At 61.4% G+C, this 14,331-nt stretch carries 11 protein-coding genes; all 11 read left to right on the top strand.

Going from position 1 to position 14,331, the window contains the following annotated elements; all coding sequences use genetic code 11:
• Positions 1 to 628: 628 nt before the first annotated feature.
• The 11 genes from HF257_RS33505 (at position 629) to HF257_RS03945 (ending at position 14,270) form a co-directional block, all read left to right on the top strand.
• Positions 629 to 1,672, top strand: a complete 1,044-nt coding sequence (locus tag HF257_RS33505) for a methyl-accepting chemotaxis protein (RefSeq protein ID WP_408635608.1) — start codon at positions 629 to 631, stop codon at positions 1,670 to 1,672.
• 297 nt (positions 1,673 to 1,969) lie between these two features.
• Positions 1,970 to 2,425 (top strand): type II 3-dehydroquinate dehydratase, encoded by a 456-nt coding sequence (gene aroQ / locus HF257_RS03900; RefSeq protein ID WP_056860456.1) that lies wholly within the window; start codon positions 1,970 to 1,972, stop codon positions 2,423 to 2,425.
• A 24-nt stretch (positions 2,426 to 2,449) separates the two neighbouring features.
• Positions 2,450 to 2,911 carry an acetyl-CoA carboxylase biotin carboxyl carrier protein gene (gene accB / locus HF257_RS03905; protein WP_185705244.1) on the top strand — a complete coding sequence of 154 codons (462 nt, stop codon included), beginning with the start codon at positions 2,450 to 2,452 and terminating at the stop codon, positions 2,909 to 2,911.
• A 17-nt stretch (positions 2,912 to 2,928) separates the two neighbouring features.
• Positions 2,929 to 4,290 carry an acetyl-CoA carboxylase biotin carboxylase subunit gene (gene accC / locus HF257_RS03910; RefSeq protein ID WP_135291444.1) on the top strand — a complete coding sequence of 454 codons (1,362 nt, stop codon included), beginning with the start codon at positions 2,929 to 2,931 and terminating at the stop codon, positions 4,288 to 4,290.
• A 273-nt stretch (positions 4,291 to 4,563) separates the two neighbouring features.
• Positions 4,564 to 5,442: a 50S ribosomal protein L11 methyltransferase gene (gene prmA, locus HF257_RS03915; RefSeq protein WP_185712021.1), complete on the top strand. Its 879-nt coding sequence runs from the start codon at positions 4,564 to 4,566 to the stop codon at positions 5,440 to 5,442.
• 30 nt (positions 5,443 to 5,472) lie between these two features.
• Positions 5,473 to 6,711, top strand: coding sequence for a DUF3426 domain-containing protein (locus HF257_RS03920; RefSeq protein ID WP_185705240.1), 1,239 nt, complete (start codon positions 5,473 to 5,475; stop codon positions 6,709 to 6,711).
• 185 nt (positions 6,712 to 6,896) lie between these two features.
• Positions 6,897 to 7,910, top strand: coding sequence for a tRNA dihydrouridine synthase DusB (gene dusB, locus HF257_RS03925; RefSeq protein WP_185705238.1), 1,014 nt, complete (start codon positions 6,897 to 6,899; stop codon positions 7,908 to 7,910).
• Entirely contained in the window at positions 7,907 to 8,227 is a 321-nt protein-coding gene (fis, locus tag HF257_RS03930) for a DNA-binding transcriptional regulator Fis (protein WP_002555375.1), read from the top strand. The genes dusB and fis overlap by 4 nt, the downstream gene beginning before the upstream one ends.
• Positions 8,228 to 8,309: 82 nt before the next feature.
• The gene (gene purH / locus HF257_RS03935) at positions 8,310 to 9,917 is read left to right on the top strand and encodes a bifunctional phosphoribosylaminoimidazolecarboxamide formyltransferase/IMP cyclohydrolase (protein WP_185705236.1); all 1,608 of its coding nucleotides are present in this window, start codon (positions 8,310 to 8,312) and stop codon (positions 9,915 to 9,917) included.
• Positions 9,918 to 10,088: 171 nt separating this feature from the next.
• Positions 10,089 to 11,381: a phosphoribosylamine--glycine ligase gene (purD, locus tag HF257_RS03940; RefSeq protein WP_185705234.1), complete on the top strand. Its 1,293-nt coding sequence runs from the start codon at positions 10,089 to 10,091 to the stop codon at positions 11,379 to 11,381.
• A 114-nt stretch (positions 11,382 to 11,495) separates the two neighbouring features.
• A complete protein-coding gene (locus HF257_RS03945) occupies positions 11,496 to 14,270 on the top strand; it encodes a hybrid sensor histidine kinase/response regulator (protein ID WP_185705232.1) in 2,775 nt (924 codons plus the stop codon).
• Positions 14,271 to 14,331 lie beyond the last annotated feature (61 nt).

Raw genomic sequence — 14,331 nt, forward strand, 5'->3', positions numbered from 1 at the left:
CCTGGTGGACCTGGATACCTTCAGCAAGACCGACCTGCTGGCCGCCGGCAAGCTGGCCGGCGACCCGCAAGCGCTGCTGTTGCAGGCCGAGCGCGAGTTGGGCGCGAACCTGGAGCAACTGAGTCAGTACGCCCTAGGCGTGAATTCCGCTGATGCGGCACGTTATCTGCCGCCACTGCTGGCCGCCTCTCAACACTTGGGCAAGCTGTCCCTGGCCCGCGACAAACTGGTGAGCAGCGGCCGCGCGGAACTGGCCGACGATGTGGAACGCGAAGTCAGCAATATCCGCAGCCAGGCCGACCTGCTGGAACACCTGCCGCTGCTCGGCGTGAAGGCCAGCGCCGAATCCAGCGCCGATGATTTCTCCGCCCTGATGGGCCTGGAAAACAGCGAAAAAGCTGAAACCCAGGACACCGCCGTCGACCTCAAGCGCGAACTCAACAGCCTGCTGACCCGCTACCCCGCCGAACTCAAGCGCACCCGCGAGCAGATCCAGCAACGCGCCGACCTGGCCAACGCCACCCACCTGAAAATCAACGCTGTGCAACACGCCATCGCCGGCCTGGAGCCGGTGGTGCGCGCCCAGCACGGAAAGATCCAGGGCGAAGTGCGGGTAATGCAAGGGGTGATGATCGGCCTGATCCTGCTGATCGCGCTGCTCATCGACACCTTGCAACGCCGCCTGGCCCGCGTGCTGACCAACCTGGCACCCGCCCTGTCGACCTGGGCCGAAGGCGACTTCAGCCAGCCGATTGCCTTGGGCAAGACCAACCGTGAACTGCACGATATCGAAGCCTCCCTGAATCGCCTGCGCGCCTACCTGGTGGACTTGGTTGGGACCATTCGCGGCAACGCCGAGGAAGTCGCCGGCAGTAGCCGCGCATTGGCCGAACTGAGCAGCGGCCTGCACGACGGTGCCGAGCGCCAGGCTGGGGACACTGCGCAGATCCGCGATTCACTCGGCGAACTGGAGGCGACCATCCAACAAGTAGCGGGCGATGCCAGCCAAGCCGCCGATGCCAGCCGCAGCGCGGGTGAAGCGGTTGAACAAGGCCAACGCGTGATAGGCCTGAGCCTGACCGGACTGCACGCACTGGTGGGTGAAGTTCAGCAAAATGCGCAGATGATCGAAAAGCTCGCCGAAGAATCCGCCACCATCGGCGGCGTGCTCACGGTGATTCGTTCGATTGCCGACCAGACCAACCTGCTGGCCCTCAACGCGGCGATTGAAGCCGCCCGCGCAGGCGAGGCAGGACGAGGGTTTGCAGTGGTTGCCGACGAGGTACGCTCGCTGGCGCAGCGCACTGCCGGTGCCACAGCGGAAATTCAGACGCTGATCGCCGGCCTGCAAAGCGCGGCGCACCAATCGGTGCAAGGCATGCGCGCGCAAGTCGAACACGCCGAAGCCACCGCCCAGCAGGCCCAGGCGGCGGACGGTGCGCTGGATGAGATCGTCGGTGCGATCCAGACCATCTCCGACACAGCAGTGCGGATTGCCGATGTGACCGCACAGCAAAGTGGCGCCGTCAGTGAGATTCGCGACAACAGCGAGCGGATTCATCGGCTGGGTGAGGACAACCTGCTACGTATTGGCCAGGGGCGAAACCAGGGGGAACACCTATTGGTGCTCGGCGGCCAGCTCAATACGGCGGTGCAGGCGTTTCGCGTTTAGCCAGATCCATTGCCAAGTGAAGATCAAAATGTGGGAGCGGGCTTGCTCGCGAATGCGGTGGGTCAGTGATGGATGTGTTGACTGATACACCGCATTCGCGAGCAAGCCCGCTCCCACATTTGATCTCCTGCATGTTCAGAACCGTGTTGCCAATGACCGGATCGAGGGCCGTAGTCACAAATTTTGCGCTATCCTCGCTAATCGTGCTGCCTACTGCATAGAACTGGACAGTCACAAAGGCTTTGCGGCATAGTCGCCGGGTTCTGCCGTACCCACATCAATAACAAGGAACAGCCGATGGCGACCTTTCTGGTTCTACACGGACCCAACCTGAACCTGCTCGGCACCCGCGAACCGGGCGTCTACGGGGCAGTGACCCTGGAACAGATCAACCTCGATCTGGAACGCAGGGCCCGTGAAGCCGGCCACCATCTGCTCTACCTGCAAAGCAATGCCGAGTACGAATTGATTGATCGCATCCATGCCGCGCGCGGCGAAGGTGTGGACTTTATTCTGATCAATCCCGCCGCTTTTACGCACACAAGCGTTGCATTACGTGACGCGCTGCTGGCGGTGAGCATCCCATTCATCGAAGTGCATTTGTCGAACGTGCACAAACGCGAAGCTTTCCGCCATCACTCCTACTTCTCCGACGTAGCGGTAGGTGTGATCTGCGGCCTTGGCGCCAGCGGTTACCGACTGGCCCTGGAGGCCGCCCTGGAACAACTTGAACAACCGGCCAAGCGCCCCTGACCGACCCTTGGGAGTTGATGATTCATGGATATCCGTAAAGTTAAGAAACTGATCGAACTGCTGGAAGAATCCGGTATCGACGAGCTGGAAATCAAGGAAGGCGAAGAGTCCGTACGGATCAGCCGCCACAGCAAGACCCCGGCCCAGCAGTTCTACGCGCCGCAAATGCAAGCTCCGGCGCCTGCTGCTGCCCCGGCCGCTGCACCTGCCGCCGCCGCTGCTCCAGCCGTACCAGCCGCTCCAGTGCTGAACGGTTTCGTGGTCAAGTCGCCAATGGTCGGTACCTTCTACCGTACCCCGGCACCGACCTCGCCAGCCTTCGTAGAAGTTGGCCAGACCGTGAAAGTGGGCGACACCATCTGCATCGTTGAAGCGATGAAGATGATGAACCACATCACTGCTGAAAAAGCCGGCGTCATCGAATCCATCCTGGTAGAAAACGGTCAGCCGGTTGAGTACGACCAGCCGCTGTTCACCATCGTTTGAACCGCGGAGCGCCTTCGATGTTGAAACCTGCGAAGAAACTGCAAAAAGTCCTGATCGCCAACCGCGGCGAGATCGCGCTGCGTATCCTGCGCGCCTGTAAGGAAGAGGGCATCAAGACCGTCGCTGTTTACTCGACGGCCGATACCGAATTGATGCACGTGAAACTGGCGGACGAAAGCATCTGCATCGGCCCGCCACTGGCGACGAACTCGTACCTGAAAGTCTCGAACATCATCGCGGCCGCGGAAGTGACCGGCGCTGATGGCATCCACCCTGGCTACGGCTTCCTTGCGGAAAACGCCGATTTCGCCGAACAGGTGGAAAAATCCGGTTTTGCCTTCATCGGCCCGAAAGCCGAGACCATTCGCCTGATGGGCGACAAGGTATCGGCCAAGGACGCGATGATCGCAGCCGGCGTGCCAACCGTTCCTGGTTCCGACGGCCCGCTGCCGGAAGACGAGGAAACCGCTCTGCGCATTGGTCGTGAAGTCGGTTACCCGGTGATCATCAAGGCCGCCGGTGGCGGTGGTGGTCGCGGCATGCGCGTTGTGCACAAGGAAGAAGACCTGATCGAAGCGGCCAAGCAGACGCGCTCCGAAGCGGGTGCCTGGTTTGGCAACCCGATGGTCTACCTGGAAAAGTACCTGACCAACCCACGTCACGTGGAAGTGCAAGTACTGTCCGACGGCCAAGGCCACGCCATCCACCTGGGCGACCGCGATTGCTCGCTGCAACGTCGTCACCAGAAGGTACTGGAAGAAGCACCGGCACCGGGCCTGGACGAAAAAGCACGCGCCGAAGTACTGGCTCGCTGCGTCAAGGCGTGCATCGACATCAACTACCGTGGCGCCGGTACCTTTGAGTTCCTCTACGAGAACGGTCGTTTCTACTTCATCGAGATGAACACTCGCGTGCAAGTAGAGCACCCGGTTTCGGAGATGGTCACCGGTATCGACATCGTCAAGGAGATGCTGAGCATCGCCGCTGGCAACCCGCTGTCCTTCACCCAGGACGACGTGAAGATGCATGGCCACTCCCTGGAGTGCCGCATCAACGCCGAAGACCCGAAAACCTTCATACCAAGTCCAGGCCTGGTCAAGCATTTCCATGCTCCGGGCGGCAACGGCGTTCGCGTCGATTCGCACCTGTACAGCGGCTACAAGGTTCCGTCCAACTACGACTCGCTGATCGGCAAGCTGATCACCTGGGGCGCTACCCGTGACGAGGCCATGGCCCGCATGCGTAACGCCCTGGACGAAATCGTGGTCGACGGCATCAAGACCAACATCCCGCTGCACCGGGACCTGGTCCGTGATGAAGGCTTCTGCGAAGGTGGTGTGAACATTCACTACCTGGAACACAAGCTGGCCAACCAGTAAGTGCTCCACCCGACAAAGCCGCCTTCGGGCGGTTTTGTTGTTTGTAGAGCAGTAAAAAACACCGCTGCCCCCCTGTGGGAGCGGGCTTGCTCGCGAATGCGGTGGGTCAGTGATGGATGTGTTGACTGACACACCGCATTCGCGAGCAAGCCCGCTCCCACATTTGATCGGTGTACTCCCGCTGGACGGTCGTCTTCTTCCTTGCTCTCGCGTAAACTTGCGCGCTTTCGCGACTCACCCGTCGCACATTCAATTTTTTCAAAGGTGCCCGCCATGCCTTGGCTGCAAGTCCGTCTCGCCATCAGCCCAGAACAAGCCGAAACCTACGAAGACGCTTTCCTCGAAGTGGGTGCTGTGTCGGTGACCTTCATGGACGCCGAAGACCAGCCGATCTTCGAACCCGAACTCAACACCACCCCGCTGTGGTCCCACACCCATTTGCTGGCCCTGTTCGAAGACGGCACCGATGCCGCCAGCGTCCTGGCCCATATGGAACTGCTTACAGGCGGCCCGCTGCCGGAGCATCACAGCGAAGTGATCGAAGACCAGGACTGGGAACGCAGCTGGATGGACAACTTCCAACCAATGCGTTTTGGCCAACGCCTGTGGATCGTGCCGAGCTGGCACGCAGCGCCCGAGCCTGACGCGGTCAACCTGTTGCTGGACCCGGGCCTGGCGTTCGGCACCGGCACCCACCCCACCACCGCCCTGTGCCTGGAATGGCTGGACGGCCAGGACCTGACCGACAGCCACGTGCTGGACTTCGGTTGCGGCTCTGGGATCCTCGCGATTGCTGCCCTGCTGCTAGGCGCCAAAGAAGCGGTCGGTACCGATATCGATGTGCAAGCCCTGGAAGCCTCACGCGATAACGCCGGACGCAACAACATTCCTGAAGCCAAATTCCCACTCTACCTGCCGGAGCAACTGCCCCAGGTGCAGGCCGACGTGCTGGTGGCGAACATCCTCGCCGGGCCGCTGGTGTCCCTGGCACCGCAGCTGTCGAGCCTGGTCAAGCCGGGCGGCCGCCTGGCGCTGTCGGGCATCCTCGCCGAGCAAGGTGAAGACGTGGCCGCTGCCTACGCGAAGGATTTCGAGCTGGACCCGATCGCCAACCGCGATGGTTGGGTACGCATCAGCGGTCGTCGGCGCTAGAATGAGCGCTTGCCTGAATCGGATGGCCGCATGACCGACAGTTTCGTCACCCAGTGCCCGCATTGCCAAACCCGCTTCCGCGTCAGCCACGGTCAATTGAACGTGGCCCGTGGCGTGGTGCGCTGCGGCTCGTGCCTGCAAGTCTTCAATGCCGTTCGCCAGTTGATGGAGCAACGTGCTGGCGAAGCAACAGCGCCGGAGCCTGAGCTGCCGCCAGCGATTGAGCCTGAGCCGCCACGGGCAATCAGCCAGAAGCAGTGGACAGCGCAAGAGCTGGACCTGGACAACCTGGACCTGGACGAAGAACTGGCCAAGCTGGAACGCCGCGAGATTCAGCACACGCTACCGGCAGGCGCGGAACGCCGCCAACCCGGCGCCGACCGTCGGCAAAAAGAAGAGTCCTTCAGCGCCAGCCGCGACACGGTCAAGGCCGAAGAGGAAAAGTGGGCCGCCAGCCTCTTCAGCGAACCGCCTGAAGAGCGCGACCACATCGTCGCGGATGAACCCGAGTCGACGAAAGCCCCTGCGACCAAGCAGCGCACCGAACCCTCGATGTCATTCCACATCGACGACATCGATGACGAACCGCCCCTGCGCTCAACGCTGGAAGATGAAGAGATCGACCCGCCGTTCACGCCGCTGACCCAGGCGGCGCAAGAAGCCGAGCCTCAAGAACGCCCCCAACCCCGCCGCAAGCGCGCCCGCGTCGAAGCCAACATTCACGACGATGTACTCCAGGACCTGGAAGACGACCCGCTGCACCTCTACGCGCAAAAACGCCCGTCGAGCTGGGGCCGTCGCCTGATCTGGCTCCTGCTGGTGCTGATCGCTGCCGCGGGTCTCGCCGGCCAGTACATCGCCTATCAATTCGATGACCTGGCCCGCCAGGACGCCTATCGCCCGTGGTTCCAGCAACTGTGCCCGACACTAGGCTGCACCGTGCCATCACGGGTGGATATCGCGCACATCAAGAGCAGCAACCTGGTGGTGCGCAGCCACCCGGATTTCGCCGGGGCGCTGGTAGTGGATGCAATCATCTATAACCGCGCGACATTCTCCCAGCCATTTCCGCTGCTGGAGCTACGCTTTGCCGATCTGAACGGCAACCTGATCGCCAGTCGTCGCTTCAAACCCGCTGAATACCTCAGCGGCGAACTGGCCGGTGTGAGCGAAATGCCATCGCAAACGCCGATCCATATCTCGCTGGATATCCTCGATCCGGGCAATAAAGCCGTGAATTACAGCCTGAGCTTTCACTCGCCCGAGTGAATCGGCTGATGCATCAAGGTTTGACGGCAGATTCTTGACTGGGTCCCGCGCAACCAAACCGGCGGCGATAAAGAAATAACTGTTCAGATTTTATCCAATTCAGCCTTTATCCAGTCATCGAGAGCGGGTATCATGCCAACCCTTTTTCGAACTCTAATGATCCGGCCCCACAACAGGGAAGTCCTATGTCGGCGGTACGCATCGGCCCATACACATTGCAAAACGGCTTGATTCTCGCCCCGATGGCGGGCGTCACCGACCAGCCCTTTCGTCAGCTGTGCAAGCGTTTGGGCGCAGGTCTTGTAGTCTCGGAAATGGTCACCAGCGACATGAGCTTGTGGAACACCCGCAAATCGCGGATGCGCATGATCCACGAAGGTGATCCCGAGCCCCGCTCGGTACAGATCGCCGGGGGTGATGCACAGATGCTGGCGGATGCGGCCCGGGCCAACGTGGAGTTGGGGGCGCAGATCATCGACATCAACATGGGCTGCCCGGCCAAGAAGGTCTGCAACAAGGCCGCCGGTTCCGCCCTGCTGAAAGATGAGCAGTTGGTTGCCGAGATCCTGCAGGCCGTTGTCGCCGCAGTCGATGTGCCGGTCACCCTGAAGATCCGTACCGGTTGGGACCGGGACAACAAGAACGGCCTGACGGTGGCGAAGATCGCTGAGCAGGCAGGAATTACAGCGCTGGCAGTGCATGGCCGCACCCGCGCCGACCTTTATACCGGTGAAGCCGAGTACGACACCATTGCTGCGATCAAGCAGGCAGTGTCGATGCCGGTGTTTGCCAATGGCGACATCGATTCAGCCGAGAAAGCCCGGCGCGTGCTGCACGCCACCGGTGCCGATGGCTTGTTGATTGGCCGGGCCGCCCAGGGGCGGCCGTGGATTTTCCGTGAGATCGAGCATTTTCTGCGTACCGGTGAAGTCATGCCGGCACCGGAGCTGATCGAGGTGGAACGTATTCTGCTAGAGCATCTGGCCGCCCTGCACGCTTTCTACGGAGACGTGATGGGAGTACGCATTGCTCGCAAGCATGTCGGCTGGTATCTCGCAACCCTGCCGGGCGCCAGGGAGTTTCGCGCCCACTTCAATCGTTTGGATGATACGGAAGCACAGTGCGCCAACGTTCGTGAGTTCTTCAGCGAGCGTTACAAGAGCCTGGGGACAGGGGACGGAGAGGGGGTGGCCGCATGACGATGATGACCGAGACTTTAGTGAGTGGAACAACACCCGTGAGCGACAACGTCAATTTGAAACAGCACCTCAACACGCCGAGCGAAGAAGGCCAGACCCTTCGCGGGAGTGTCGAGAAGGCGCTGCACAATTATTTCGCCCACCTAGAGGGCGCTTCCGTCACGGACGTGTACAACCTGGTGCTCTCCGAAGTCGAGGCGCCCTTGCTCGAAAGCGTGATGAACTACGTCAAGGGCAACCAGACCAAAGCCAGTGAGCTGCTGGGCCTCAACCGTGGCACCTTGCGCAAAAAGCTCAAGCAGTACGATTTGTTGTAAGCATTCAATCAAACCAGAAAGGCGCCCGCGTAAAAAACGGTCGCCTTTTTTGCTGACTCCTTTGCTTTTGATGGAAATTGAAATGACCGACCAGACTACCCGCCTGCCGATCCGCCGCGCCTTGATCAGCGTCTCCGACAAGACCGGCATCCTCGAATTTGCCCGGGAGCTGGAAGCCCTGGGCGTGGAAATCCTCTCCACAGGCGGGACCTTCAAACTGCTGCAGGACAACGGCGTGGCCGCAGTGGAAGTGGCGGACTACACCGGTTTCGCAGAAATGATGGACGGTCGGGTCAAGACCCTGCACCCGAAAATCCACGGCGGCATCCTTGGCCGTCGCGGTACCGACGACGCGATCATGGCCGAGCACGGCATCAAGCCAATCGACCTGGTAGCCGTTAACCTCTACCCGTTCGAAGCCACCATCAACAAGCCAGGCTGCGACCTGCCGACCGCCATCGAAAACATCGATATCGGCGGCCCGACCATGGTTCGCTCGGCAGCCAAAAACCACAAAGACGTGGCCATCGTGGTTAACGCCAGCGACTACGCCAACGTGCTGGAAGGCCTGAAAGCCGGCGGCCTGACCTACGCACAGCGTTTCGACCTGATGCTCAAGGCGTTCGAACACACCGCCGCCTACGACGGCATGATCGCCAACTACATGGGCACCGTTAACCAAACGGCTGAAACCTTGAGCACCGAAGGCCGCAGCCAGTTCCCGCGCACCTTCAACAGCCAGTTCATCAAGGCCCAGGAAATGCGCTACGGCGAGAACCCGCACCAGAGCGCGGCGTTCTACGTAGAAGCCAAGCCCGCCGAAGTGGGCATCGCCACCGCGACCCAACTGCAAGGCAAGGAACTGTCCTACAACAACGTGGCCGACACCGACGCCGCGCTGGAATGTGTGAAGAGCTTCGTCAAGCCGGCCTGCGTGATCGTCAAGCACGCCAACCCATGCGGCGTGGCCGTGAGCCCGGACGCTGAAGGCGGTATCCGCCAGGCGTACGAACTGGCCTACGCAACTGACACTGAATCGGCCTTTGGCGGCATCATCGCCTTCAACCGTGAACTGGATGCCGAGACCGCCAAGGCGATCGTCGAGCGTCAGTTCGTTGAAGTGATCATCGCGCCATCCGTAAGCGAGGAGGCTCGCGCCATCGTGGCGGCCAAGGCCAACGTGCGCCTGCTGGCCTGCGGCGAGTGGTCGGCTGACCGCGCTGCTGCCTGGGACTACAAGCGCGTCAATGGCGGCTTGCTGGTACAGAGCCGCGACATCGGCATGATCAGCAGCGAAGACCTGAAAGTGGTGACCAAGCGCGCCCCGACCGAGCAAGAGATCAACGACCTGATCTTCGCCTGGAAAGTGGCCAAGTACGTTAAGTCCAACGCTATCGTCTACGCCAAGAACCGCCAAACCATCGGTGTCGGCGCCGGCCAGATGAGCCGCGTGAACTCGGCACGTATCGCCGCGATCAAGGCTGAGCACGCTGGCTTGCAGGTAGTGGGTTCGGTGATGGCTTCCGATGCGTTCTTCCCGTTCCGTGATGGTTTGGATAACGCCGCCAAAGCCGGTGTGACCGCCGTGATCCAACCGGGTGGTTCGATGCGCGACGCTGAAGTCATCGCTGCTGCTGATGAAGCCGGCATCGCCATGGTCTTCACCGGCATGCGCCACTTCCGCCACTGATCCAAATGTGGGAGTGGCTTTTTGTAGTGAGCGGGCTTGCCCCGCGCTGGGCTGCGCAGCAGCCCCGCTGGATCTCCAGTGAACCTGGCGGGGGACAAGCCCCCTCACTACAAAGAACCTCCCACATTTAAAAGCGCTCCAGCAGCGCCAACAGAATTTGAGGTTTTTGAAATGAATGTTTTGATCATTGGCAGCGGTGGCCGTGAACACGCCCTGGCCTGGAAAGTTGCCCAGGACCCACGCGTCCAGAAAGTTTTCGTAGCACCCGGCAACGCCGGTACCGCCATTGAAGCCAAGTGCGAGAACGTCGCTATCGACGTGCTGGCCCTTGAGCAACTGGCCGATTTTGCTGAAAAGAATGTATCCCTGACCATCGTCGGCCCGGAAGTCCCACTGGTTGCCGGCGTCGTGGACCTGTTCCGCAGCCGTGGTCTGGACTGCTTCGGCCCAACCGCAGGCGCTGCCCAGCTGGAAGGTTCCAAAGCGTTCACCAAGGACTTCCTGGCACGCCACAAGATTCCGACCGCCGACTACCAGAACTTCACCGAGATCGAGCCGGCCCTGGCTTACCTGCGTGAAAAAGGTGCGCCGATCGTGATCAAGGCCGATGGCCTGGCCGCCGGTAAAGGCGTGATCGTGGCGATGACCTTGCAGGAAGCCGAAGACGCCGTGCGCGACATGCTCGCCGGCAACGCCTTTGGTGACGCAGGCTCGCGCGTTGTGATCGAAGAGTTCCTCGACGGCGAAGAAGCCAGCTTTATCGTGATGGTCGACGGCAAGAACGTACTGCCGATGGCCACCAGCCAAGACCACAAACGCGTCGGCGACGCTGACACTGGCCCGAACACCGGCGGCATGGGTGCCTACTCCCCTGCCCCGGTCGTCACCAGCGACGTGCACAAGCGCGTGATGGACCTGGTGATCTGGCCGACCGTGCGGGGCATGGCCGACGAAGGCAATGTGTACACCGGTTTCCTGTACGCCGGCCTGATGATCGACAAAGCGGGTAACCCGAAAGTCATCGAATTCAACTGCCGCTTCGGCGACCCGGAAACCCAACCGGTGATGCTGCGTCTGCAGTCGAGCCTGGTACTGCTAGTGGAAGCCGCCCTGGCCCAGGCCCTGGACAAGGTTGAAGCTCAATGGGACCCGCGTCCGAGCGTCGGCGTGGTGCTGGCAGCCGGTGGTTACCCTGCCGATTACGCCAAGGGCGATGTGATTGAAGGCCTGGACGCGGCTGCTACGCTGGAAGGCAAGGTGTTCCATGCAGGCACCGCGTTGAAGGATGGCAAGGTTGTGACCGCAGGTGGCCGTGTGCTGTGTGCCACCGCGATGGGTGCCAGTGTCGACGCCGCGCAACAACAGGCGTACAAGCTGGCCGCAAAAATCAACTGGAATGGCTGTTTCTACCGCAAGGACATCGGCTACCGCGCCATCGCCCGTGAACGTGGCGAGAACCAGTAAGTAGCAGGCGTCAGTAGCTATCCGTTCGGCTAGGCAAGGGCCTTGGGCCCTTGCCGTACACAAGCCTCCCCGCGCATAGTTAACCCGTGCATCAACCTACGAAGGGATTTCGCCGTGCGCTGGCTCAGGATCGCCATAGGTTTTACTGTCAGTCTGCTGACGCTGCTCTGCCTGTTCCCGGCCCAGGCCGCCGCGCAAGGCAGTGGCTGGGCAGTATTGCTTGATGAGCAGGCCGACCTGCAACTGAGCGACATCCGCTCCCCCCGCTACACCAATCAATTCAGCCCCATCGAACTGGACCGGATTACCGCCGCGCAACCGGACGGAGCGTTGTGGGTACGTTTCAAGCTGCAACCCGGCAAGCACGAACAAGTGTTGCGCGTGTTCGCCCCGGACCTGTCCAACCTGAGCCTGTACGTTCTGGACGGCGACATGCTGGTGGAGCAACAAACCACCGGTACCCACCAGCCCCAGGCTGAACGCCCGTTACCCAGCAGCGACTTCATGCTGCCGATGCCTCAGAGCCAGAGACCCCTTGAGGTCTACCTGCGCCTTGTTTCGGAACACGAGCTGCGCCCCTATATCACCCTGGAGCCGGCGGTACTGGCGGCCGCCGACCAGACCCAGACGCTGATCTACGGCCTGCTGTTTGGCGTCTTGCTGATGCTGATCCTGCATAACCTCACACGCTTCGCCTACCATCGCTCGCGCAGCAGCCTGTGGCTGGCAGCCTGCGAGGTGCTGTTGATGCTCAGCCTGGCGCTGCTGCTCAACCTGGTGGGCCCGTGGTTGCCGAACTGGCACGCGATCCAGACCCCTGGCGCCTACCTGGCCCTGCTGCTCACCGCGCCATGCGGGCTGATGTTTGCCTATCGTTTCTTCATGCCCCTGGGCCCGCACCCGCTGAACAAGCTGTTGATGGCCGATATCTTGGTTACCGTGCTGTGTGGCCTGCTGCTGTTGTTCGTCAACACCTTGCCGCTGAACATCATCACTTACGCCCTGGTGGCATTGGCCGGCCTGAGCATGTTGTTTGTCTCGGCCTATCACTGGCAGAAGGGCTACCGCCCGGCGCGCTTGTTCGTGGCGGCGATGGTGGTGTTCAACATCGGTACCTTGATCATCCTGCCCGCCCTGCTCGGCCTTACGCTGTTGGCGCCACAAGGTTTGATCATGACCCTGCTGGGCTTTATCTGCCTCAGCGGCCTGTTGATGAGCCTGGCCCTGGGCGAGCGTCAGCGCGCGATTGTCGAGGCGCGTTTCAGCCTGAGTCGCGACCTGGCTGCCAGCAATGCCGAGATCGCGGCCAAGGCCGAGTTCCTGGCCAAGATCAGCCACGAAATCCGCACCCCCATGAACGGCGTACTGGGCATGACCGAGTTGCTGCTGGGCACGCCGCTTTCGGTGAAACAACGCGACTATGTGCAGACCATCCACAGCGCCGGCAATGAATTGCTCACGCTGATCAACGAAATCCTCGATATCTCCAAGCTCGAGTCCGGGCAGATCGAACTGGACGACGTGCAGTTCGACCTCAATGCACTGATCGAAGACTGCCTGAGCATCTTCCGCGCCAAGGCCGAGCAACAGAACGTCGAACTGATCAGCTTTATCCAGCCGCAGGTGCCACGCGTCATCAGTGGCGACCCGACCCGTCTGCGTCAGGCGCTGCTGAGCCTGCTGGAAAACGCCCTGCAAAAAACCGATGAAGGCGAAGTGCTGATCGTGGTTGCCCTGGACGACCGCAGCAATAAGCCGCGCCTGCGCATCGCCGTACAAGACAGCGGCCTGCCGATGGAAGCGGCCGAACGTGACGCGTTGCTGCACAGCGAACTGCACAGCAAGAACTTCCTCTCGGCCACCCGCTTGAGCGGTCACCTGGGCCTGGTCATCGCCCGGCAGTTGATCCTGTTGATGAACGGCGAGTTCGGCATCAAGAGCGGCAGCCATCAGGGCAGCACGTTATGGCTGACCTTACCGCTGGACCCGGAACGCCTGGAGCACCCGACCTCCGACCTCGACGGCCCGCTCAAGGATGCGCGCGTGTTGGTGGTGGACGACAACGACACCTGCCGCAAAGTGCTGGTGCAGCAATGCACCGCCTGGGGCCTGAATGTGAGTGCCGTGCCTTCGGGCAAGGAAGCCCTGGCGCTGCTGCGCACCAAGGCGCACCTGCGCGACTACTTCGACGTGGTGCTGCTGGACCAGAACATGCCCGGCATGACCGGCATGCAGCTGGCGGCGAAGATCAAGGAAGACCCGAGCCTGAACCACGACATCCTGCTGATCATGCTCACCGGCATCAGCAATGCGCCGAGCAAGATCATCGCGCGCAACTGCGGGATCAAGCGCATCCTTGCCAAGCCGGTGGCCGGGTATACGCTCAAGACCACCCTGGCCGACGAGTTGACCCAGCGCAGCAAGGGCGGCGCCCCGCAACGTCCGGTCCTCACCGCACCGGCGGCCGTTGCCGTGCCGGCGGACTTCCGCATCCTGGTGGCTGAAGACAACAGCATCTCCACCAAAGTGATTCGCGGCATGCTCGGCAAGCTCAACCTCAACCCGGACACCGCCAGCAACGGCGAGGAAGCGTTGGAGGCGATGAAGGCCCAGCGTTACGACCTGGTATTGATGGACTGCGAAATGCCGATCCTCGATGGTTTCTCGGCAACCCAGCAACTGCGGGCGTGGGAAGTCAGCCACCAGCGTATCCGCACGCCGATCGTGGCGCTGACGGCGCACATCCTCTCGGAACATAAAGAACGCGCGCGCCAGGCCGGGATGGACGGGCATATGGCCAAGCCGGTGGAGTTGTCGCAGTTGCGTGAGCTGGTGGAGTTTTGGGTGGCGCAGCGCCAACAGAAACAAGAGCACAGCCCCGTCTCCTGACCCGAAATATAAATCCCCTGTGGGAGCTGGCTTGCCTGCTCCCACATTTGATCGGTTTCGC

It is taken from the genome of Pseudomonas cremoris, assembly GCF_014230465.1.